The organism is Herbaspirillum sp. SJZ099, from assembly GCF_007828355.1.
Classification (GTDB): Bacteria; Pseudomonadota; Gammaproteobacteria; order Burkholderiales; family Burkholderiaceae_D; genus Herbaspirillum.
This window is the reverse complement of record NZ_VIUO01000002.1, coordinates 438,574-460,982: the sequence shown is the minus strand read 5'-3', so window position 1 is coordinate 460,982 and position 22,409 is coordinate 438,574. Positions and strand designations below refer to the sequence as shown.

At 62.6% G+C, this 22,409-nt stretch carries 17 protein-coding genes; 6 read left to right on the top strand and 11 right to left on the bottom strand.

The window, feature by feature from the left end:
* Window positions 1–9: 9 nt before the first annotated feature.
* On the bottom strand, window positions 10–993 hold the full coding sequence (locus FB597_RS07140) for a DUF1852 domain-containing protein (RefSeq protein ID WP_144768855.1): 984 nt from the start codon (window positions 991–993) through the stop codon (window positions 10–12).
* 845 nt (window positions 994–1,838) lie between these two features.
* Window positions 1,839–4,943, bottom strand: a complete 3,105-nt coding sequence (locus tag FB597_RS07130) for an efflux RND transporter permease subunit (protein WP_144768851.1) — start codon at window positions 4,941–4,943, stop codon at window positions 1,839–1,841.
* A gap of 156 nt (window positions 4,944–5,099) precedes the next feature.
* Here FB597_RS07130 and FB597_RS07125 point away from each other — a divergent pair, with 156 nt between their 5' ends.
* From FB597_RS07125 to FB597_RS07115, 3 genes are all read left to right on the top strand, one after another.
* Window positions 5,100–5,855 carry a response regulator gene (locus FB597_RS07125; protein WP_370454650.1) on the top strand — a complete coding sequence of 252 codons (756 nt, stop codon included), beginning with the start codon at window positions 5,100–5,102 and terminating at the stop codon, window positions 5,853–5,855.
* Window positions 5,856–5,865: 10 nt separating this feature from the next.
* On the top strand, window positions 5,866–6,945 hold the full coding sequence (locus FB597_RS07120) for an ATP-binding protein (protein WP_144768849.1): 1,080 nt from the start codon (window positions 5,866–5,868) through the stop codon (window positions 6,943–6,945).
* Between the two features lie 477 nt (window positions 6,946–7,422).
* On the top strand, window positions 7,423–8,298 hold the full coding sequence (locus FB597_RS07115) for a CsgG/HfaB family protein (protein WP_144768847.1): 876 nt from the start codon (window positions 7,423–7,425) through the stop codon (window positions 8,296–8,298).
* A 143-nt stretch (window positions 8,299–8,441) separates the two neighbouring features.
* On the opposite strand, the gene FB597_RS07110 is transcribed toward FB597_RS07115, so the two are convergent.
* A complete protein-coding gene (locus tag FB597_RS07110; RefSeq protein WP_144768845.1) occupies window positions 8,442–10,025 on the bottom strand; it encodes a tetratricopeptide repeat protein in 1,584 nt (527 codons plus the stop codon).
* Between the two features lie 593 nt (window positions 10,026–10,618).
* Complete coding sequence (locus tag FB597_RS07105) at window positions 10,619–11,809, bottom strand: porin (RefSeq protein ID WP_141913782.1); 1,191 nt, start codon at window positions 11,807–11,809, stop codon at window positions 10,619–10,621.
* Between FB597_RS07105 and FB597_RS07100 the strand changes: the two genes are divergently transcribed.
* Complete coding sequence (locus FB597_RS07100; RefSeq protein ID WP_183405736.1) at window positions 11,753–12,067, top strand: hypothetical protein; 315 nt, start codon at window positions 11,753–11,755, stop codon at window positions 12,065–12,067. The two genes, FB597_RS07105 and FB597_RS07100, sit on opposite strands and share 57 nt — an antisense overlap.
* A gap of 66 nt (window positions 12,068–12,133) precedes the next feature.
* Here the strand turns inward: FB597_RS07100 and mqo are convergent, their stop codons facing one another.
* From mqo to FB597_RS07065, 7 genes are all read right to left on the bottom strand, one after another.
* Window positions 12,134–13,783 carry a malate dehydrogenase (quinone) gene (gene mqo / locus FB597_RS07095; protein ID WP_144768844.1) on the bottom strand — a complete coding sequence of 550 codons (1,650 nt, stop codon included), beginning with the start codon at window positions 13,781–13,783 and terminating at the stop codon, window positions 12,134–12,136.
* An 829-nt stretch (window positions 13,784–14,612) separates the two neighbouring features.
* On the bottom strand, window positions 14,613–15,416 hold the full coding sequence (gene otnI / locus FB597_RS07090; RefSeq protein ID WP_144768843.1) for a 2-oxo-tetronate isomerase: 804 nt from the start codon (window positions 15,414–15,416) through the stop codon (window positions 14,613–14,615).
* 60 nt (window positions 15,417–15,476) lie between these two features.
* Entirely contained in the window at window positions 15,477–16,790 is a 1,314-nt protein-coding gene (locus tag FB597_RS07085; protein ID WP_144768842.1) for an MFS transporter, read from the bottom strand.
* Window positions 16,791–17,071: 281 nt separating this feature from the next.
* Window positions 17,072–17,707, bottom strand: coding sequence for an aldolase (locus FB597_RS07080; protein ID WP_144768841.1), 636 nt, complete (start codon window positions 17,705–17,707; stop codon window positions 17,072–17,074).
* The gene (gene otnK / locus FB597_RS07075; RefSeq protein ID WP_144768839.1) at window positions 17,704–19,002 is read right to left on the bottom strand and encodes a 3-oxo-tetronate kinase; all 1,299 of its coding nucleotides are present in this window, start codon (window positions 19,000–19,002) and stop codon (window positions 17,704–17,706) included. Before otnK ends, FB597_RS07080 begins: the two co-directional genes overlap by 4 nt.
* Before the next feature lie 57 nt (window positions 19,003–19,059).
* Entirely contained in the window at window positions 19,060–19,968 is a 909-nt protein-coding gene (gene ltnD, locus FB597_RS07070) for an L-threonate dehydrogenase (protein WP_255515740.1), read from the bottom strand.
* Between the two features lie 114 nt (window positions 19,969–20,082).
* On the bottom strand, window positions 20,083–20,784 hold the full coding sequence (locus tag FB597_RS07065) for a FadR/GntR family transcriptional regulator (RefSeq protein WP_141913790.1): 702 nt from the start codon (window positions 20,782–20,784) through the stop codon (window positions 20,083–20,085).
* Between the two features lie 261 nt (window positions 20,785–21,045).
* Here FB597_RS07065 and FB597_RS07060 point away from each other — a divergent pair, with 261 nt between their 5' ends.
* A complete protein-coding gene (locus tag FB597_RS07060) occupies window positions 21,046–21,987 on the top strand; it encodes a 5'-nucleotidase (RefSeq protein ID WP_141913791.1) in 942 nt (313 codons plus the stop codon).
* Between the two features lie 9 nt (window positions 21,988–21,996).
* On the top strand, window positions 21,997–22,398 hold the full coding sequence (locus tag FB597_RS07055) for an NUDIX domain-containing protein (RefSeq protein WP_144768837.1): 402 nt from the start codon (window positions 21,997–21,999) through the stop codon (window positions 22,396–22,398).
* Window positions 22,399–22,409: the final 11 nt, after the last annotated feature.

The window sequence follows — 22,409 nt, the reverse complement described above, 5'->3', positions numbered from 1 at the left end:
ATCAGTGAATCAATGCGCGCAATTGGCGGACCATTGCGCCAGAACGGCCTGGTAAGGCTTGATGAAATGCTCCTCGACAAACCTGCCCTGCTCGACAGCCAGCCGGCTGCGCTCTTCCCGGTCATAGACGATCCGGGTCAATGAATAATCCTGGTGCTTCAGGCTGGGTTGATAGGATCTTCCGGCCACGGAATTGGCGTTGTAGATCTCGGGGCGATAGATCTTCTGGAAGGTATCCATCGTGCTGATGGTGCTGATCAGCTCAAGGTTCGTGTAATCGCCGAGCAAATCGCCGGAGAAATAAAAAGCCAGCGGCGCGGCACTGTTCGGCGGCATGAAATAGCGCACCTTCATGCCCATTTTCTTGAAGTATTCGTCGGTCAGGGAATACGCGTCCTGCACGTATTCCACGCCCAGTACCGGATGCTGGTTTTCAGTGCGCTGATAGGTCCTGCTGCTCGACACGCTCAGGCAGATGACGGGCGGCTTGTTGAAATGTTTCTTGTACGTGTCCGAATTCACGAAGGACTTGAACAGCTTGCCGTGCAGGTCGCCAAAATCCTCCGGCGCGCTGAACACCGGCTGGTTCTTGTTGCGCTCCGGCAGGACAACGCTGAAGTCGTAATCGCGCACGTAGGAGGAAAAGTTATTCCCCACGATGCCCGCGATACGTTCGTTGGTGTGGCGATCGATGATGGTGGTCTTCAAGATCTCAATCAGGGGGAGCGCGTTGCCGGCGCTTGCGCCATCGACGGTCATCTCGACCGAGATGATCTCGAGCTGGACGTTATAACGGTCGCCCGCGGGATTGTCCCAATGCGCCAGGGCATTGAAACGATTGTCGATCATCCGGAAGGTGTTGCGCAGGTTTTCCTGGCGGCTCTCCCCCCTGGCCAGATTGGCGAAGTTGGTGGTGATGCGCGTATTCTCGGAAGGACGATAGTCCTCATCGAAACAAATGCTCTTGATGGCAAATGTGAATTCTTTACTCATGATGGTCCCGTACCCTAATTTCTGAGATCAAGCCTGCGCCCACTGCTTGCGCCTGTTTTTCAGTACTTCCAAAAAATTTTGTTTTTTTGATTCGGCAGTCTTGTCATTGACGATATGCGAGACGAATTCTATGCCGATCAATCCATGAATAAAAATGAATTTATCTAATAAAACCATTACATTCACTCATGCAATGAACGCATGCCGATGCGCCTGGAGACGGCCCGCGCCATTTGCCCCACCATGCATTGCGCGCTGCGGCCGCCCTGCCAGGCGAAAAACCCGGCATCAGAACCATCGGTCGCGTTTGGTGAACGCCTTGATCAACAGGAAGATCCGCCAGCGGCGGATCGACGCTGGCGGCGGAGTGTGAGATTGGGGCTGGCGCCACAGAGGCGTTTCTTACTGCAGAGACAGCGCATGATGGATGGAATGGCCGAAAGCCCGTTCAATCTTGTGCTGGCAGGGCGCCTCCAAGCCATTCTGCTTGGGGGTCTGGCGACGGATGGCGCGCCCCGGATTCGATTGCGGAGTCGTCGCCGCCATAGAATTTCACGCCCGGCTCAATTGCCCGGTTAACCGCAGATCTACAGTCTCATACGCCAGAAGCAGACCGGCAATGCGAGCGTGCTCAAAGTCCAGATACAAGTGCCCCGGTTCATGAAGGCGGACGATCCGCTTGCCCTGGTGCAGTATGTGCAAGGTCATTTGCCAACCATGCGGACCCTGCGTGGCGACAACACGGATGTCATGGCAACGATATTGCGCGTGGTGGACAAGCGACCGGGGGCTTCCTTGCCTGCCACGCGGCCTTCCATACAGGCGCAAGTCGGCGCGCGGGCACATCAGCGCATCGCCTTGCCGCGCATGCGCTCCGCCCAGCCCAGTACGAACACGAAGAACACGGGCACAAAGAACACCGCCAATACGGTCGCGCTGACCATGCCGCCGAACACGCCGGTGCCGATCGCCTGTTGGGTCTCGGCGCTGGCGCCGCCGGCCAGCATCAACGGCACGACACCCAGGGCGAACGCCATCGAGGTCATCAGGATCGGCCGCAGGCGCAAGGCAGATGCCTTGACCGCAGCTTGTGCCAGGCTCATGCCGTCTTCGCGCAGCTGCTTGGCGAACTCCACGATCAGGATGGCGTTCTTGGCCGACAGGCCGATGACGGTGATCAGGCCGACCTTGAAGAACACGTCGTTTGGCATGTCGCGCAACAGCACCGCGGCCACTGCGCCGATCAGGCCCAGCGGCACCACCAGCATCACCGACAGCGGAATCGACCAGCTCTCATACAGGGCCGCCAGCACCAGGAATACCACCAGCATGGACAACGCCATCAGCATCGGCGCCTGAGCGGCGGACAAGCGTTCCTGCAGCGACTGTCCGGTCCAGGCCACGGAAAAACCGGGCGGCAGCTGCTGCGCCAACTGCTCCATCTCGGCCATGGCCTCGCCGCTCGACACGCCGGGTGCGGCGCTGCCGGCAATGCGCACGGACGGCAGGCCCTGGTAGCGCACCATCTGCGTGGGCGTGCTCTGCCAGACTGGCCTGACCAGCTCGGCCAGCGGCACCATGCCGCCGCCGGCGTTGCGCACGTAGAGCTTCATCACATCCTCGATCTGCATGCGCGAGGCGGCATCGGCCTGCACGATGACCTGCTGCATGCGGCCTTCGTTGGGGAAGTCGTTCACATAAAGTGAACCCATCGCCGCCGACAGGGTGTCGCTGATGCTGCCGAAGGAGACGCCCAGCGCCGCCGCCTTCTGGCGATCGATTTCCAGCCGGACGCTGGCGCCGGCAGGCAGCCCGTCCGGGTAGACCCCGCTCACCTTGCTGCTGTGCGCGGCCAGCTCAAGCAGCCTGGCCTCGGCCTCCTTGAGTGCGGCATAGCCCAGGTTGGCGCGGTCCTGCAGGCGCATCGCGAAACCGGACGAGGTGCCCAGCTCTTCGATGGCCGGCGGCATCAGGCTCATGACGACGCCGTCCGAGCTGCCCTCCATCGCAGCCTGGGCATGCATGACTTCCGTGACGGCATCGGATCCCTGGCGCAGCTTCCAGTCCTTGAGCTCGGTGAACGCCATCGCCGCGTTCGGGCCGGAGCCCGAGAACCCGAACCCCAGCACCGACAGATTGGCGCCGATGTCGGGACGCGTCTTCAGGTAACGCTCGTATTGCTCGACCACCTTCGAGGTGCGCTCGGCGGTCGCATCGGAGGGCAGCTGAAAGGAAGTCATGAAATATCCCTGGTCTTCCTCCGGCAAGAAAGCCGACGGCAAGGAACGCAACGCGAACAGCAGGATGGCCGACAGTCCCACGAACACCAGCATCACCCGTGCGCCGCCCGCCACCAGGCCGACCAGGCGCGACTCGTAGCGCGCCGTCATGCGCGCGAACGCCCGGTTGAACCAGCCGAAGAAGCCGCGCTTCTCATGATGGCCAGGCGCCACGGGCTTGAGCAGCGTGGCGCACAAAGCCGGGGTCAGGCTCAGCGCGAGGAAGGCGGAAAACAGGATGGACACCACCATCGACAACGTGAACTGTCGATAGATCACCCCCACCGAGCCGCCGGCCAGCGCCATGGGGATGAATACCGCCGTCAGCACCAGCGTGATGCCGACGATGGCGCCGGTGATTTCCTTCATCGCCTTGAGCGTGGCTTCGCGCGGCCCCAATCCTTCATGCGCCATGATGCGCTCGACGTTTTCCACCACCACGATGGCATCGTCGACGATGATGCCGATCGCCAGCACCATACCGAACATGGTCAGCACATTGACCGAGAAACCGGCCGCCAGCATCACCGCCAGTGTGCCCAGCAGGGCAATCGGCGCCACGATTGCCGGGATCAGCGTGTAGCGGATGTTCTGCAGGAACAGGTACATCACAATGAACACCAGCACCATGGCCTCGATCAGCGTCTGCACCACCTTCTGGATGGATATCTTGACGAAGGGCGCGGTGTTGTACGGCAAGGAGTAATGCACGCCGGACGGCAGGCTGGCGCGCAGCTCGGCCATGCGCGCCTGCACGTCCTCGGCGACGCGCACCGCGTTGGCGCCCGGCGACAGCTGCACCGCCGCTACCGCAGCGGCCTTGCCGTCTTCGCGATTGGAGAAGCCGTAGGACTGCGCGCCCAGCTCGACGCGCGCGACATCGCCCAAGGTGACCCGCGCACCGTCGTCCTTGGCCTTGAGCACGATGGCGGCGAACTGCGCCGGCGATTGCAGCTGTCCCTGCACGGTGAGCGGCACGGAGATCTGCTGGCCGGGCAACGCCGGCATGTCGCCCAGACGCCCGGGCGCGATCTGCACGTTCTGCTGCGCGATCGCAGCGCCGATATCGCTCATCGACAATTTGTAGGCATTCAGCCGGAACGGGTCGACCCAGATGCGCATCGCCTGCTCGGCGCCGAACAGCTGCACGCGCCCCACGCCGTCGATACGGCGCAGCTCCTCGACAATGTTGCGCGCCATGTAGTCGCTTAACGCGACTTCGTCCAGGCGGCCGTCGGCAGAGGTGAGGCTGACCATCAGCAGGAAGCTCGAAGCGGCCGACTCGACCGTCACGCCGTTCTGCCGCACCGCCTGCGGCAGGCGGGCCTCGACCGCCTTGAGGCGGTTCTGCACGTCCACCTGGGCCAGCTCGGGATCGGTCCCGGGCTTGAAGGTCACGGTGATTTGCGCGGAGCCGGAGGTGTCGGCCGACGACTCGAAATACAGCATGTTCTTGACGCTGGAGAGCTCGCGCTCGATCAGTCCGACCACGCCGTCGTTCATCGCCTGCGGCGTGGCGCCGGGATAGCTGGCGCTGATGGACACGGTGGGCGGCGCAACCGAAGGATAGCGCTCTATCGGCAGCTGCGGGATGGCGATCACGCCAAGCAGGATGATGAACAAGGCAACCACCCAGGCGAAGATGGGACGGTCGATGAAAAACTGGGGCATGCAACACTCCTGGAATCGGCCCGCGATAGGGCGCCACCGACGTCTCTTTGCTGGGCGCGGCGACACGACAGTACAATCGCAAGAAAAGGCGGATTCTGCCCGGCGAAGATGAGGATTGCGCTACGCAATTGTGGAGTTTTGATGGAGAGGGGAACAATGTCAGAGAATGCGACAGCCACGGGCGAGGCAAGTCCTGCGGAAACCGTGCAGGAAACCAACGTGCTGGTGCTGATCGCCGAGGACGCGCCCGAGATCGCCGAGATCCTGGCCGCCTACCTGGCGCGCAGCGGCATGCGCAGCATGCATGCCGCCGACGGCGCCCAGGCCCTGGAACTGCACCTGGCGCTCAAGCCCGACCTGGTGCTGCTCGACATCCAGATGCCGCAGGTCAGCGGCTGGCAGGTGCTGTCGCAGATCCGCCAGCGCGGCGACACGCCGGTCATCATGCTGACCGCGCTGGACCAGGACGTCGACAAGCTGATCGGCCTGCGCATCGGCGCCGACGACTACGTGGTCAAACCGTTCAACCCGGCCGAAGTGGTGGCGCGGGTGCAGGCGGTGCTGCGGCGCAGCTTGCCGCGCCAGCAGCGCGACGAGCGCCGCATCCTGAGAGTGGCGCCATTCGTCATCGACTTCGACCAGCACGAGGCGGTGGTCGAAATCGGCGATCGTTCGCACACGCTGGCGCTGACGCTGACCGAGTTCAGATTGCTGGCGCAACTGGCGCGCGCGCCGCGACGCGTATTCAGCCGCGCCGAGCTGCTGACGGCCTGCCTGCCAGAAGGCGACACGCTGGAACGCACCGTCGACAGCCACGTCAGCAAGCTGCGCAAGAAGCTGGAAGACCTCGGCATCGCCGGTATCCCGGTCAGCATCCGCGGCGTCGGCTATCGCTTCCACCATGGCCTCTGACGCGCGCGCCATGAACATCCTGCCCGTCGTCGCCCGCTCCAGGGGTCTGGGTCGCCAGATCGTCAGCTCGGTCGCCATCCTGGTGCTGGCCATCATGATGATGGTGCTGCTCGGCTCCTATGTCTTCTACGCCACGCTGTGGGTGTTCTATCCGGCCGGCCTGTCGGCGCCCGACAGCTGGCTCCCCTCGCCGGCGGAATGGGGCTGGATCATCGCCACCACGCTGACCGGCCTGGCCATCGCGGTGTGGGTCGCCATTCGTCTCTCGCGCCGCATCCTGGCGCCGCTGAACTCGGTGGCCACCAGCCTGCGCCAAGTGGCGCAAGGGGACTTGGCGGCACGCGCGGCCACCGACGATCATTCGCTGGGCGAGGCCGCCCAGCTGGTCGACGACTTCAACGCCATGGCCGAACGGCTGCAGCGGGCGGAACAGGAACGCATCTTCTGGAACGCAGCCATCGCGCATGAGCTGCGCACCCCGGTCACCATCCTGCGCGGCCGCCTGCAGGGCCTGGCGGAAGGCATTTTCCGGCCCGAACATGCGCTGTTCGCCAGCTTGCTGACCCAGGTCGAAGGCCTGGGACGGCTGATCGAGGATTTGCGTGTAGTCGGCCTGGCCGACAGCGGACACTTGCAATTGCAGTTGCAACAGACCGATCTGCAGCAAGAAGTGATGACGGTGCTGAAGGCCTGTGAATCGACCCTGCTGGAAAAGGGTTTTCGTCTGTCGCTGGCGCTGGATACGCAGCAGGCGATATGCGACCCGATCCGAATCCGCCAGGCGCTGCTGGCGCTGTTGGAAAACGCCCTGCGCCATGCGATACCGGGCCCGCTGACGATCAGAACATCGTCAAACGACGGCATGCATGAACTCAGCGTCGAAGACAGCGGCCCAGGCATCAGGGCGGTCGATGCGCAGATCATCTTTGACGCTTTCCAGCGCGGCCCGCTGGAGCCCGATACCGCCCCCAAAGGCAGTGGCCTGGGGCTTGCGGTTGTCAGGGCCATCATTGGCGCTCACCATGGAACCGTCATCTGCAGGCGCTCCGAGCTGGGAGGCGCGTGCTTCCTGATGCGTTGGCCTGCCTAGAGTCCGGTATTGTTTCGACGTTGCAGGAGAAAAACAGAAGCCCGGATTGAAAATCCTTGTGTCGAAGGTTCGATGCCGCTCCGCCCTCCTCCCCACAGGATTTACAAACAGTCAGCCCAGCTTCGCGCTGGGCTTTTTGTATTTGTCTTTTGGTGCTTGGTGTTGGGTGTTTGTCCGGCGCTTTTCCGGCGATCCAAATATCGCCTGTCGCCCATTCCCCCGACGCATGCCGCCTTGCCGCCATGCCTACACACGGTGACCTGAATTCAATAAAAAACGTAAGTATCGGGAATAAATTTACACATGAAATATCGCGCAAATATTGTTGACATAAGGAAATATGCTAGGATCAGCACCGCAATGCGGAGGAAGTTCCAATTCAGCAACTATTTATACTCCTCCCATGTCTTATCGCGCAGTCGCCAATCTGACCTCGTGCGCCTTGATAGATCAACTTATTTAGGGGTGTTAAATCCGATGGATACTTCAGTGAAAAACTATAAAGCAGCAGCTGCGCTATTTGCCGGGCTGTTCCTTGCCGGCTGCTCGACCATGGACATGGGAAGCAACAGCGCCAAGACGGCCGCCACCGGTTCCGCCGGCGGCGCCAACGCGCAGAATGCGAATGCCCAGCTGGAGAAATGCGACAAGCCTTTAGGCACTATGGCGATCATTGAAGATACGTCAGCCCCCTGGTACGGGATTCTGACCGGGCAATACAAACTGGGCTCGACGGTTCCGGTGCTCAAACTGCTGGTTCAACAGTCGAATTGCTTCGTGGTGGTGGAACGCGGCCGCGGCATGACAACGATGATGGGCGAACGCGCCCTGCAAGACTCCGGCGAATTGCGCAATCGCTCCAATTTCGGCAAAGGGAAAATGGTCGCGGCCGACTACGGCCTGAGCCCATCGATCACATTTACCAATAACAACGCAGGCGGCGCCGGCGCAAGTGTCGCCGGACTCCTTCCCGGCGGATTCGGCTCGGCCATCGGCGCGCTTGCCGGCAACATGAACTCCAAGGAAGCCAGCACCTTGCTGACCGTGATCGATAACCGCTCGGGCGTACAGCTGGCAGCGGCTGAAGGCAGCGCCACCAGCATGGACTTTGGCGCGCTGGGACGACTCGTCGGCAGCTCGGCCGGCGGCTCGCTGGGCGGCTATTCCAATACGGCGGAAGGCAAAGTGATCGTTGCCGCGTTCACCGACTCCTACAACAACGTCGTGCGCGCCATCCGCAACTACAAGCAACAGACCGTCGCCGGCGGATTGGGCACTGGCGGCAACCTCGCGGTGCAGGGCGATGACGACGCACCGGTTGCAAAGAAGACCGTCAAGAAAAAGAAAAAATAAGACCGGCCAGGCTCCGCAGCGGAGCGCCGGGCTTCCCAAGCAGAACGCCAACCGTCGCCGGTTGGCGTTTTGCATTTCGGCGGCATCCGGCGACGGCCGATCTCGGCATCCGCGCCATTCCCGCTGGACAAGCGCCGGGCGCCTCAGCCCTGCATGATATCGGGAAACGATGTCTTCAGGCGGTATTGGCGCTGCCGGTAATTCCCCTCGAGGCCATTGAAGCTGCAATCGACGTCGCTGAACAGGCGGCCGATGCGGTTCAATATGGAACGCTGCTCCTCGGTCTCGATGGCCACCAGGCGGCGCTTGCTCCTTGCGTAGTAGTCGCAGATATCGACGACCAGGCAATGGCCGTAGTCGGCATTGTTCACATCGATCAGCAAGGCTTCGGGCTTGGTCAGGCCGAACGTCGCCGCCAGTTCGACCCGGGCGCTGAGGAATGGATTCGCATTCCTGAATTTGTCGCTCAGGTAGCCCATGGCCTCCTTGGCCCAGCCATTGGCATGAGACCTGGCCGAGAATGCCTCCAGCGCGACCTTCGCATTTTCATGGCCCTGCTCCGCCGCCTTTTGCCACCAATAGAGTGCCCTGACATCGTTGAGCTTGTCATCGCGTCGGTTTCTCCAGGAGATCTGGGCGAACTCATATTGGGCTTCCACCAGGCCCATGTCGGCGGCCTTTTCCAGGTATTGCAAGGCGACCTCGAGATTGCGCTGCGAATAGATCGAGCGCGAATAGATCCGGGCCAGCGCATGCCATGCCTGCGCCGCGCCGCCCTCGCCGGCCAGTACCAGCCAGTTGAGCGCCTTCTTGAAATTCGCCAGGCCATGCTCCATGAATACCCTGTTGCCGTGGCGGTCGATCTTGGCGCAGAGAAGGCCGAGCTCAAGTTGCGCCTCGGTGTTGCCGGCCAGGGCGGCCAGTTCAAGGATGCGTCCGATCTCGATGGGATCGGGATGGTTCGCCTGCAGGCGCCATTGCGCAAACCGCAGCAGCAGGGTCGACTCTTCGGATGAGAGCAATACGCCGCTGGTGACATCCGCGTCCTTCTCCATTTGCGCCACCGCGACGGCGTTCCGCGCAAACAGCTTCTCTACCAGGGGAACGGCGCCGCGGGAAAAACCGGCGTAATCGGATTTTTTCCACGCCTTGTCGAGCAAGGCGTATTGCGCCTGCTCAATGCCCGCATGCGCGGCCTCGGTGATCAGGCGCTCTTCGAACTTGAGGGCGCCGTCATGCAATATCGCCTTGAAGTTTTCCCCGGCCGCATCGCCGTCGCCGCCGGCATCATCATGGCCGTGCCTCTGCATTTGCTGCGCCAGCAGCCACTGCGCCTGGTGGTCGTCCTGGCTGGCCAGGAAAGACAAGGCGCCGATGGCCCTCGCATGGCTGTTGCTGTCGAACTGCTCGGCGTTGTCCAGGACCAGTCGGGCAAACGTGAGCCCGGCATGGGCAATCCCCGCGTCGAACGCCTTCTCGTACCAGACCGCCGCTTCGCGCGGGGACGACAATTCCTTGACCTGCTCATAGGGGATATTGCGCCCTATCATGATCCAGGCGTCATCCACGCCTTGCTGCGCCGCCCGCTTCAACCAATAGAATGCGGTGCCATTGCTCCTGGGCAGGCCGCTCCCGCCGTACAGGTAACGGCTTCCCAATGCCAATTGGGCCCTGGACTCGCCTGCCCGTGCAGCTTTGATAACGGCCAATTCTTCTCGTGTCGCCATGGTGGTTACCTGTTGCTTTCGTGAGCGTGATGAAACGTGGTGTCGAGGCGATGCGGCATCCGACCTCTTCCATATGGATGTCCGCGCAACAGCCGCCGCAATCGCAAAATCAAAGGCAAAAGAATCCCCTTCCGGCGCAAATCATTGCGTCGGTTTTTCCGTGCCCCCGGGGATCGTCGGACGATGAAATCGCGTCAGGCACGTAGTTCGGTTTGGCGGCTTCTTCCACCCGCAATCGACGTCGCCTTCAATGTCGAAGGCAGCGCTATTTTGGCAGCGGAAGACGCCGAAAATTTCATGGCGAAATGGACTCTTACCAATGGTTGATGACTGTTAAGAGCCGCGCCACGACAAGGTTCCCGGTTACTGTTGAGCATTGCAAAGAAGCGTCAGGACACGATGCGACCATGCTGCGAAAACGGCGCCATCCGGACCGGAATCCGGATGGCGATGCGGTTCGGCTTGAGCTCGGCGGGAATCGATTTCCTCGATTCCTCGGCGGGAAAACAAGAAGGGCACTGCATGAAAAATCATGCAGTGCCCCCTCTTTTTTTTACGTCTTTCCTACTGTCGTCCGAATGACGACCGATGCATCAGAACTTGTGGCGGATACCTACAGCCACAGCGGCCTGGTTACCGTCGTTGCCGGTGCTGTCAGACACGCCGGTGTTGACGATATCGGTCGCCTTCGTGTACGCCAGGAAGGCATACAGGTCGGTGCGCTTGGACAGCCAGTAGTCGGTACCGATGTTGAATTGGGTCAACTTGCCCTTGCCCGAGACGCCATCGAACTGGGCGCGAGTGTGTTCCACGGCGCCCAGCAGCTTCAACGATGGAGTCAGGGAGTAGGCGGTACCGATTTCGTACACGTCAGCCTTGTTCGCGCGCGCCAGGGTACGGTTGGTCACCGTGTCCAGCGAGCCGACGCCGACCGCGCTCAGGTTGGCCTGGGTGTTGAGGTCTTGCTTGACGCGCGACCAGTTGCCGTACACGCGCGCCGGGCCGAACTGATACGAAGCCACCAGGTTCCAGCCCTTGTAGGCGGTGCTGCCTGCGCTACCCGACAGCGTGTTGACCGAAGCGGTGGTGCTCGACGACGGGATCAGGCTGGTGTCAGCCGAGTAGCCGGTGCCGTTCGCCTTGGACTGGTAGTAGTTCAGGCCCAGGCCCAGGGGACCGTTGTCGTACTTCAAGCCGGCGCCGAAAGCCTGGCCGGCGGAAGTCTGGCCCGCGGTTTCGCCGAAGCCGTAGATCAGGTTACCGGTGAAGCCGCTCAGGTTGTTGGTGGTGTAGCTGATCGAGTTGTTGGTGCGGGTGCCTTCCAGGCGATCCAGGTTGTGGCCGACGTTACCGGTCCAGCCGCCGAAGTCGGCAACCGAGGTGTAGGAAGAGATGGTGTCGGCGAAGTCGGTTTGACGACCCAGCAGCACGCTACCGAAACCACCTTGCAGGCCGACGACCGACTTGCGGCGGAACAGGTTCGAAGAAGTCGATGCGTCCGAACCTTGCAGGGCGCCGGTATCGTTGGCAAAACCGACTTCCAGGTTGAACACCGCATTCAGGCCACCGCCCAGGTCTTCCACGCCCTTGAAGCCGATGCGCGAACCCTGGATGACGCCCGAGTTGAGGCCAAACTTGCTGCCAGTGCCACCAGTGCTGGTCGCCACTTTGCTTTGGTAGACAACGCCGGTATCAACGATGCCGTAGATGGTGACGGAGCTTTGTGCATGAGCAGCACCTGCGAACGCGCCGAGAACGGCCAGTGCCAGCAGAGATTTTTTCATTTGACATCCTTCTATAAAAATAGTCTTGAGGATCCGTACTTTCAGTCGGATGCACAGACATTAATGCTTCTGATTCTTCGTGACTTCACCTTTGTTTATAGAAGCAATTTTTTAGATGAGATCAAAAAATTAAAATGGCATCTGTTGTATTTTTTTATCGGGAAATCCGTTGTGGGCGCCAATGCGCAGCGCGCTACTGATGAGTCGATCCGGACGGGCGGCATCTTGCAGCAGTACAAAAAAAATGCCGCCCAGTGATTCACTGGACGGCATCACAGCCTCAATGGCCTTTCCTGTCAGTTGCCTGACATCAGGCCATCGCGGTCACAGCGCCATGTCGGCCGCCGCGTTTTCCTTCGGCTTGCTCATGCTGGCCTTGTTGCCGTCGAGCTGCGCCGGCTTTGGCCCGATGACCGGGGGCGGCGCCAGTTGCAGCACGTCGCTGGTATAGGCCCATTCCTTGGCGACCTGGTCGGGGTGGTCGTTGAGCTTGGTGCCGTAGCTCGGCACGATCTGGCGGATCCTGGTTTGCCATGCGGGCGTGGCGACCTTGTCCTTGAACACCTTTTCCAGCACGGTAAGCATGATCGGCGCAGCCGTCGATGCGCCCGGCGAAGCGCCCAGCAGGCCGGCGATGCTGCCGTCCTTGGCAACCACGATCTCGGTGCCCAGCTTCAGCACGCCGCCCTTGTCTGCATCGCGCTTGATGATCTGCACGCGCTGCCCGGCTTGCCACAGGCGCCAGTCTTCCTTCCTGGCGTTGGGGAAATACTCCTTGAGCGCGGCGAAGCGTTCGTCATCCGACAGCATCAGCTGGCCGGCCAGGTACTCCACCAGCGGGTATTCGGCGATGCCGACCTTGGCCATCGGCCAGGCATTGTGCGTGGTGGTGGTGGAGAACAGGTCCCAATACGAGCCTTCCTTGAGGAACTTGGTGGAGAAGGTGGCGAAGGGGCCAAACAGGATCACGCGCTTGCCGTCCAATACGCGAGTATCGAGGTGCGGCACCGACATCGGCGGCGCGCCGACCGAGGCCTTGCCGTAGGCCTTGGCCAGGTGGCGTTCGGCCACCGCCGGATTGTCGGTCACCAGGAAGGAGCCGCCCACCGGGAAACCGGCATACTCGCGCGCCTCGGGGATGCCCGACTTTTGCAGCAGCTTCAGCGCGCCGCCGCCGGCGCCGATGAAGACAAACTTGGCGTCGGTCTCGGTGCTGCTGCCATCCTTGAGGTTCTTGTAACCGATGCGCCAGGTGCCATCGGCATTGCGCGTGATATCGCGCACTTCGCTGGAAAGCTTGAGCGTGAAATTGGGACGGCCTTGCAGGTAGGCGACGAACTGGCGGGTGATTTCGCCGAAGTTGACGTCGGTGCCCAACGGCGTCCAGGTGGCGGCCAGCTTCTGCTTGGGGTCGCGCCCTTCCATCATCAGCGGCACCCACTTCCGGATCTGCTCGTGGTCTTCCGAATACTGCATGCCGGCGAACAGCGGGCTGGCCTGCAGCGCTTCATAGCGCTTCTTCAGGTACGCCACGTTATCGTCGCCCCAGATGAAGCTCATGTGCGGGGTCGAGTTGATGAACGAGCGCGGATTCTTCAGCACGCTGTTCCTGACCTGCCAGGCCCAGAACTGGCGCGAGATCTGGAACGCTTCGTTGATCTCGATGGCCTTGGCGATCTCGATCTTGCCGTCCTTGTTCTCCGGCGTGTAGTTCAGCTCGGCCAGCGCCGAGTGGCCGGTGCCGGCGTTGTTCCAGCCGTTGGAGCTTTCCTGGGCGACGCCGTCCAGGCGCTCGACCATTTCCATCGACCAGCCCGGTTCCAGCTCATTGAGCCAGACCGCCAGCGTGGAGCTCATGATGCCGCCGCCGATCAGCAGCACGTCGACCTTCTTGACGTCGGCTGCCTGCGAAGCCGGTGCCAGCACCAGCGCAAATACAAAACCCAGCAATGCCAGGTAGGATTTTTTCAACATTGTCTAATCCATGTTTGATGAAGTGAGATCTACCCCAATCTTGCCAAAACGGCAAATGCAGGATGCGACGGCGCCAAAAGCGCACTTTCGTCGCCGATGACGCATGCCTGCATGGACTTGGGGATTTCAGACAACCGGCTTTACAAACGCCAGGGGTCGGCCAACCTGGAAGGTCAAGCGCGGCGCTCCTGCCGTTCCGCCCGCATTGCGCCCACCGCTGGGTACGCAACACTTGCCGGGTGCGGCCGGCGATGGCCACAACGCGCACCAAACCTGGCCCGATGCGCCTGCCGGATTCAACTGCCTGTCCGATTCCTGTCTCCGGCATTTGAGCGATGCCTGTACAAAAACGTCTCCATCAGAGCGAACCGGGATTGGGTCATGTTGAGCTGGCAAGCTTAACATGTTGCGCCGGTGCTGGCGATGACGGATATCCCTCACTCATCCCTCGCTCCGGCGCGCAAAGATGCGCAACAGCAAGTAGAATCGCAGGCTTGGGCGCTTGCGCCGGGCATATGCACCTGCATGCGCCGGCAGCCCCCTCCATTGGACCCGGATCAACAACAATGAACATCCCTGAACAGGGCAATCTGATTTGCCGCCAATGCGGCCGGAAGGCCGGCATGCACCCGTTGGCGTCGGCCATCTGGCATTACGCCACATGCGTGAAATGCCGCAACAAGGATTCGGTGACCGAGCAGGCCAAAAACGTGCCCGTGTGATGGCGCTCGCGCCAACGCGTCTTTCTGACGCGGAAGAAAAAAGCGGAACGCATGCGTTCCGCTTTTTGTTTGTGGCCCGTATGCGGCCCTGGCAGCAACTACCCTGGTCAAGCCTTCAGCTGGGTCAATCCCTGTGCCGCGATCGCCTTGAGCCAGCCCAGGCCGTCCGAGGTGGCGCCGGCAGGATTGTATTCGCAGCCGATCCAGCCCTGGTAGCCGAGCGTGTCGATCAGCTTGAGCAGGTAGGGATAGTTCAGCTCGCCCACGTCCGGCTCGTGGCGCTCGGGCACACCGGCGATCTGGATGTGGCCGATGCCGGCCATGTCGCGCTTCAACTTGACAGCGACGTCGCCTTCGACGATCTGGCAGTGGTAGCAGTCGAACTGCACCTTCAGGTTCTCGGCGCCGATCTCGGCGCAGATGGCCTGCGCCTCATCCTGGCGGTTCAGGAAGAAGCCCGGGATATTGCGGGTGTTGATCGGCTCGATCACCACGGTGATGCCGGCGGACTCGGCCTGGTGGGCGGCATAGGACAGATTGTCCAGGTACATCGCGCGGTGCCGGGCCCGGTCTTGCCCGGGCTTGATCAGGCCGGCCATGACGTGCAGCGTCTTGTTGCCGATCACCGAAGCATACTTCAGCGCGGTCTCGATGCTGCGCTTGAATTCGTCTTCGCGGCCCGGCAGCGAAGCGATGCCGCGCTCGCCGCCGGCCCAGTCGCCCGGAGGCGCGTTGAACAGCGCCTGGATCAGGCCGTTGGCCTCCAGGCGGGACTTGATTTCCTCAGGCTGGTAGTCGTACGGGAACAGGAATTCGACGCCCGGAAAACCGTCCTTCGCCGCAGCGGCGAAACGGTCCAGGAAGTCATGTTCGACATACATCATGCTCAGGTTGGCGGCAAAACGCAGCATCGTGCTCTCCTTGAATGTTGACGTGCGGCCGGCTCCGCTCAGTCGGAACCGGCCAGGTCCTTACTTGTTGACCACGCTGGGCTTGGTGGCCAGTGTAGCAATGGCGCCCACCACCAGCATCACGGCCAGCATGTACATGCCGATCGCATTGCTCTTGGTCAGATCCTTGAAGTAGCCGATCAGGTAGGGGCTGACGAAGCCGGCCAGGTTGCCCACCGAATTGATGGCGGCGATGCCCACCGCGGCGGCGGCGCCCGACAGGAACGAAGTCGGCAGCGACCAGAACAGCGGCGCGCAGGTCAACACGCCGGCGGCGGCCAGCGACAACGCAGCGATCGAGATCACGGTATTGTCGGCGAACACGGCCGCGCCGATGAAGCCGACGCAACCCATCATGGCGGGGACCACCAGGTGCCAACGGCGTTCGCGCGTGCGGTCGGCGCTGCGGCCGATCAGGTTCATGGCGACGATGGCGCAGCCGAACGGGATCGCCGACAGCAGGCCGATATGCAGGTTGCCGGTCACGCCGGTGGCCTTGACCAGGGTCGGCATCCACAACGTCAGGCCGTACTGGCCCATGACGAAGGCGAAGTAAATCAGGCACATCAGCCACACGCGCCCATCCTTGACGATGTCGCCGAAGCTGTGGCCGCTTTCCTTGCCCTTCTGGTCGCCGTCGATATCGGCTTGCAGGACCTTCTTCTCATCGTCGGAGAGCCACTTGGCGCTCTTGACGTCGTTGTCCAGGTAGAACAGCGTGACCAGGCCGATCAGCACGGCCGGGATCGCTTCGATCACGAACATCCACTGCCAGCCCTGCATGCCGCTGTTGCCATGGAAGGCGTCCATGATCCAGCCCGACAGCGGGTTGCCCAGGATGCCGGCGACCGGGATGCCGGACATGAACACCGCGATCACCTTGGCGCGGCGGTGCGACGGGAACCAGTAGGTCAGGTACAGGATGATGCCGGGATAGAAGCCCGCCTCGGCCAGGCCCAGCAGGAAGCGCAGGACATAGAACTGGGTCGGGGTCTGCACGAACATGAAGCAGGCCGACAGGATGCCCCAGGTGACCATGATGCGGGCGATCCAGATGCGCGCGCCGACCTTGTGCATCAGGACGTTGCTGGGCACTTCGAACAGGAAGTAGCCGATGAAGAACAGGCCGGCGCCCAGGCCGAACACGGTTTCCGAGAAGCCCAGGTCGATCGACATCTGCAGCTTGGCGAAGCCGACGTTGACGCGATCGAGATAAGCGATCACGTAGCACAGCATCAGGAACGGCATGATGCGCCAGAAGACTTTCTTGTACAGGCCGTCCTTGGCCTGATCGTTGGCGCCGCTTGCGACGCCAGTGGTTGTTGCGGTGGTCATGCTACGACATCTCCCTAAGAGGTATTCGGCCGTTGGTGGCGGCCGCTGGTTGCTTGGCGCCTGCATTCGCATGCAGGCAATTTATGGATTCAATATGGACGGGCGCGCAGGCTGGCCGGCAAATGGCAGGCTGCGTCCCTTGACATTGATCGTCCGGTCTTATGCCGGCTCTTGCATCTTCCAGCCGTTGGCGGCGGCATGGCGATGGATGGCGGCGCAGGCAGCGCCGCCATGCTTGTTACGTTACTGATGTGCTGAGGTGTCGATGGCCGATGCGCCGCTTACCAGCGCGCCTTGAATACGTCCCGCAGCTCTTGCAGGGCCGGCTCGTCCAGCCCCGTGGCGCCGCCGGTCAGATGCCACAACTTCGCGGTCTCTTCCAGCTCTTCCAGCGCGAAGGCGGCCTTGGAGACCGAGCTTTCCCATACCACCGGGCCGAGCCGCTCCAGCAGCACGCCGCGCACCCGGGTGGCGATCCTGGCGACCTGTTCGGCCACTTCCGGCGCGCCGGGACGGGCATACCTGATCAGCGGGATATGGCCGACCTTCATCACGTAGTAAGGCGTGATCGGCGGCAGCACATCCTCTTCCTTCCACACGCCCTTGATGGTCAGGCTGACCAGGTGGGTGGAATGGGTGTGCACCACCGCATGCATCTCGGGGTTGTTGTCATACACCGCGCGGTGCAGCACCAGGGTCTTGGACGGCTTGTCGCCGGCCACCCAGTTGCCGCCGGCGTCGACCTTGGAGATCGCGGCCGGGTCGAGGAAACCGAGGCAGGCGTCGGTCGGCGTGATCAGCCAGCCGTCGTCCAGCCGTGCGCTGATGTTGCCGGCCGAGCCGACGGTGTAGCCGCGCTGGTAGAGCGATGCGCCGATGCGGCAGATCTCTTCGCGCAGTCTGGCTTCCTTGCTCATGCCGCCGTCCCCGCCAATACGCGCAGCGCCTTCTCGAAGAAGTCGACCGTGCCGAAATTGCCCGACTTCAGCGCCAGGGCCACCGGTTGCTCATCCAGCGTGGCCGTGGCCGGCACGCCCGGATCGATCTGCGGGCCGATGCGCAGCGCGCGCACGTCCAGCGCCTGCACCACCGCGCCGGAGGTCTCGCCGCCGGCCACCACGAACTGGCGCACGCCGCGTTGCTTCAAGCCGGCGGCAATGGACGCCAGCGCCTGCTCGACGATATGGCCGGCCTTGGCCACGCCCAGCTCCTTTTGCACCGCCTTGACTTCGTCCGGGGTGGCGGTGGCGTAGATCAGCACGGGTTCATTCTTGATGCGCTCGTCGGCGAAGGCCAGCGCCTGGCCGACCACGTCTTCGCCGCGCGCCAGCGCCAGCGGGTCGATACGGAACGACGGGCGCTTGGCCTTCCATTCGGCGACCTGGGCATTGGTGGCCTTGGAGGCGCTGCCGGCCAGCACCACGGACAGGCCGTCGACCTTGGGCAGTTGCGCCGCTTCGCCAACCGCATGCAAGAGTCCGGCGCGGCGGAAATTCTCCGGCAGGCCCAGGGCCACGCCGGAGCCGCCAGTGATCAGCTTCAGTTCGGCGCAGGCTTCGCCCAGCGTGAACAGGTCCTTGTCGGAGACCGCGTCGGCGATGGCCATCTTGACGCCATCGGCGCGCAGCGCGGCAAAGCGCTCCTGCACGGCGGATGCGCCGCGCGCGACCGCGTCGTAGCGCACCAGGCCGACCTTGGATGCGGTCTGGCGCTGCAGCACGCGCACCAGGTTGGCGTCGGTCATCGGCGTGAGCGGATGGTTTTCCATGCCGGATTCGTTCAACAGCGCATCGGCCACGAACAGGTAGCCGCGGTAGATGGTGCGGCCGTTTTCCGGGAAGGCCGGGCAGGCGATGGTGAAGTCCACGCCCAGTTCCTTCATCAAGGCATCGGTCACCTGGCCGATGTTGCCGGCGTCGGTCGAATCGAAGGTGGAGCAGTACTTGAAGAAGAACTGCGTGCAGCCCTGCTGCTGCAGCCAGCGCAGCGCGGCCAGCGATTGCTCGATGGCCTCGGCGGCGGGGATGGTGCGCGACTTCAATGCGATCACCAGCGCATCGGCGGTCAATGTAGAAACCGCGGCAGGCATCTCGGCCGGCACGCCGATGGTTTGCACGGTGCGCATGCCGCCGCGCACCAGCATGTTGGCCAGGTCGGTGGCGCCGGTGAAATCGTCGGCGATGCAGCCGAGCAGAGGTTTGGCTTGGGACATGATGGACTCCGGAATCTGTTCGATACTCATTGCTGCCTATCGGCGCTGCTTGACTGCTTACCTGGCCTTGGCCGCGGGCAGGTCGATGCCCGGGAAGATCTTGATCACGGCCGAGTCGTCCTCGCCGCCGTGGCCGGCGGTGGATGCCATCATGAACATCTGGTGCGCGGCGGCCGACAGCGGCAGCGGGAACTTGCTGCGGCGGGCGGTATCGAGCACCAGGCCCAGGTCCTTGACGAAGATGTCAACCGCCGACAGCGGCGTGTAGTCGCCGTTGAGGATGTGCGGCACGCGGTTCTCGAACATCCAGGAATTGCCGGCACTGTGGGTGATGACGTCGTACAGCGCATCCGGGTTCACGCCTTCGCGCAGGCCCAGGGCCATCGCTTCGGCGGAAGCGGCGATGTGCACGCCGGCCAGCAACTGGTTGATGATCTTGACCTTGGAACCGATGCCGTGCGCGTTGCCCAGGCGGTAGACCTTGCCGGCCATGCCTTGCAACACGTCTTCGATCTTGGCGTACACCTCATCGGGGCCGGAGGTCATCATGGTCATTTCGCCGGAAGCGGCGCGCGCGGCGCCGCCGGAAACCGGCGCGTCCAGCAGCAGCAAGCCCTTCTCGCCCAGGCGCTTGCCCAGCTCGACGGCAAAGTCCGGCGCCACGGTGGCGCTGGAGATCACCACGCTGCCGGGCTTCAGGGCGGATACGGCGCCGTTCTCGCCGAACAGCACGGCTTCGGTCTGGGCCGCGTTGACCACCAGCGTGATCACCACGTCGACCGATTTGGCCAGCTCGGCCGGGTTGGCGCAGGCCACGCCGCCGGCGGCGGCGAACTTGTCCAGCACTTCGCGGCGCACATCGCAGGCATGCACATTGAAGCCGGCACGCAACAGGGAGCTAGCGACGCCGAAGCCCATCGCACCCAAACCGATCACACCCACATTCTTGGACATTGTTGTCTCCACTGAGAAGCAAAAGGCGCCGCTGCCATTATCGTGATGCAGACCGCTGCGCCGGTTGATGATGTGACGCCGGCCCGAGGCCGGCGTCGCCTGTTACTGAATCCTTGTTGGTAAAAACTAACTTTGCCCCTGGCTCAAACGGCGCGCCGCATTGAACATGTGCGCCTGCGCCGCGCTGCGCGCCGCCATTTCGTCGCCGGCGCGGATCGCCTCGACGATGGCTTCGTGCTCCTCGCGCACCTGGCGCGAGAAATCCTCGTAGCGGGCTTCGTTGCCGCGCGTGACCGCCGTGGCCGCCTCCAGGTACTGCGAGAGGAACTCCAGCGTCTTGATGAAGTAAGGATTGCGCGTGGCCTGCGCCAGCGCGCGGTGGAAAGCCACATCGGCTGCCACGCCGTCGCCGCCGGCGGCCACATCGGCGCCGATGCGCGCCAGCGCCGCGTCGATGGCGGCGATGTCTTCCTCGGTGCGGCGCTTGGCCGCCTGGGCCGCCACTTCAGCCTCGATGGCGCGGCGCAGCTCGACGATCTGCAGCACCGCATCGGGCGAACTTACTTCAGCATAGTCAATGCGCAGCGGCTTGATGCCCGCCTGCTCCGTCACGAAAACGCCGCTGCCCTGGCGCGGTTCCACCACGCCCTCATGCTTCAGGCGCGAGATCGCCTCGCGCACCACCGTGCGGCTGACGCCGAACTCCTGCGCCAGCACCACTTCAGTCGGCAGCTTGCTGCCACGGGGGAAAGCGCCGGCATCGATGTTCTCCAGCAACTGCCTGGCAACCGTGTCGCTGAGCGCTTGCGCGGGGATTTTCTGAAACATGCTGTCTCGCGTCGTTATCGTAAGGTTATCCGGTCATCATACAAATTTATCGATGGCTCGGCAACGCGATTTTTTCTTTTTACCGGGAGAAACAGCCTTTAATCGAGATAAATGAATACAATTAAGCGATGTTAATCAGTTATATCAACAAGCTCACCCCAGACATTAAAATTTCATATAACTGGCGATTTAGCCGGCGTCGGCCCGCCTGGGCCGCTCTACAATCACGGCTTACCCAGCCAGTTACACGGAAATGCCTTCATGCCCTACGACCTCTCGGACAAACTCGTCATCGGAATCTCCTCGCGCGCCCTGTTCGACCTCGAAGCCGAAAACGCCATCTATGACGAGCAAGGGGTCGATGCCTATACCGACTACCAGCGCGCCCATGAGAACGACGCGCTGCAACCCGGCACCGCCTTCCCGCTGGTCAAAGCGCTCTTGCGGCTCAACGACCTGATTCCCGAACGCCGCCTGGTGGAAGTGGTGGTCATTTCGCGCAACACGCCCGACACCGGCTTGCGCGCCTTCAACGCCATCGCCGCCCACAAGCTCGACATCAGCCGCGCGGCCTTCACCGGCGGCGGTCCGACCGCGCCTTACCTGAAGGCCTTCAAGATCGACCTGTTCCTCTCGCGCGATACCGGCGACGTGCAGGAAGCCATCGACGCCGGCGTCGCCGCCGCCCAGCTCTACACCGCGCCGGTCGAATACAGCGCGCCGGAAAACCAGATCCGCATCGCCTTCGACGGCGACGCCGTGCTGTTCTCGCCGGAGTCCGAGCGCATCTTCGCCGAGAAGGGCCTGGAGGCCTTTGCCAGACACGAACAGCGCCACCGCAAGAAAGCCATGAAGGAAGGCCCGTTCGCCAAGCTGCTGCTGGCGCTTTCCGCCATCCAGAAACAATTCCCGCCCGCCGAATGCCCGGTGCGCATCGCCATCGTCACCGCCCGCAACAGCCCGGCGCACCAGCGCGTGATCCACACGCTGCGCACCTGGAACGTCAATGTCGACGAAGCCTTCTTCCTCGGCGGCCTGAAGAAAACCGACGTACTGCAAGCCTTCGGCGCCCATATGTTCTTCGACGACCAGGAAGGCCATGTCGAAACCGCATCCGTGGTGGTGCCCTCGGGGCGCGTGCCTTACAAGGGCGGCACGCTGACCGGCGCCGCGAAGCCGGCCGCACGCGCGGTCAAGCGCTGAGGCGGGCCCATGTACCCGGTCTCCATCAAAGGCGTGCTGCAGGCGCCGGACGGCAACATCGTCCTGCTCGAAAACGAACGCAACGAATGGGAACTGCCGGGCGGCCGGATCGAAGACGGCGAAACGCCGCAACAATGCCTGGCGCGGGAAATCGGAGAAGAACTGAACCTGCGCGTGGAAGTAGGCGCCATCATCGACGCCTGGATGTTCGAAGTGATCCCCGGCAAGCGGGTATTCATCGTCACCTACGGCTGCACGCTCATCGGCGCCTTCGCGCCGGACGTCAGCCATGAACACAAGCGGGTGGGATTGTTCGCGCCTGATGCGCTTCCGGAAAACCTGCCGGCGGGCTACCGGGTTTCGATCGAACAGGGGCTGTCCCGCTCGAATACGGATGTGCTGGACTGTTGACGGCAAAGGCC

Excerpts from the sequence above, each read along its gene's own strand:
- mqo (WP_144768844.1), bottom strand. The coding sequence starts at position 13,783 with ATGTTGAAAAAATCCTACCTGGCATTGCTGGGTTTTGTATTTGCGCTG.
- FB597_RS07110 (WP_144768845.1), bottom strand. The coding sequence starts at position 10,025 with ATGGCGACACGAGAAGAATTGGCCGTTATCAAAGCTGCACGGGCAGGC.
- FB597_RS07120 (WP_144768849.1), top strand. The coding sequence starts at position 5,866 with ATGAACATCCTGCCCGTCGTCGCCCGCTCCAGGGGTCTGGGTCGCCAG.
- FB597_RS07065 (WP_141913790.1), bottom strand. The coding sequence starts at position 20,784 with ATGTTTCAGAAAATCCCCGCGCAAGCGCTCAGCGACACGGTTGCCAGG.
- FB597_RS07140 (WP_144768855.1), bottom strand. The coding sequence starts at position 993 with ATGAGTAAAGAATTCACATTTGCCATCAAGAGCATTTGTTTCGATGAG.
- FB597_RS07115 (WP_144768847.1), top strand. The coding sequence starts at position 7,423 with ATGGATACTTCAGTGAAAAACTATAAAGCAGCAGCTGCGCTATTTGCC.
- FB597_RS07105 (WP_141913782.1), bottom strand. The coding sequence starts at position 11,809 with ATGAAAAAATCTCTGCTGGCACTGGCCGTTCTCGGCGCGTTCGCAGGT.
- otnI (WP_144768843.1), bottom strand. The coding sequence starts at position 15,416 with ATGCTGCGTTTTGCCGCCAACCTGAGCATGATGTATGTCGAACATGAC.
- FB597_RS07125 (WP_370454650.1), top strand. The coding sequence starts at position 5,100 with ATGTCAGAGAATGCGACAGCCACGGGCGAGGCAAGTCCTGCGGAAACC.
- FB597_RS07130 (WP_144768851.1), bottom strand. The coding sequence starts at position 4,943 with ATGCCCCAGTTTTTCATCGACCGTCCCATCTTCGCCTGGGTGGTTGCC.
- FB597_RS07080 (WP_144768841.1), bottom strand. The coding sequence starts at position 17,707 with ATGAGCAAGGAAGCCAGACTGCGCGAAGAGATCTGCCGCATCGGCGCA.
- FB597_RS07100 (WP_183405736.1), top strand. The coding sequence starts at position 11,753 with ATGAGCAGCACCTGCGAACGCGCCGAGAACGGCCAGTGCCAGCAGAGA.
- otnK (WP_144768839.1), bottom strand. The coding sequence starts at position 19,002 with ATGTCCCAAGCCAAACCTCTGCTCGGCTGCATCGCCGACGATTTCACC.
- FB597_RS07085 (WP_144768842.1), bottom strand. The coding sequence starts at position 16,790 with ATGACCACCGCAACAACCACTGGCGTCGCAAGCGGCGCCAACGATCAG.
- FB597_RS07055 (WP_144768837.1), top strand. The coding sequence starts at position 21,997 with ATGTACCCGGTCTCCATCAAAGGCGTGCTGCAGGCGCCGGACGGCAAC.
- FB597_RS07060 (WP_141913791.1), top strand. The coding sequence starts at position 21,046 with ATGCCCTACGACCTCTCGGACAAACTCGTCATCGGAATCTCCTCGCGC.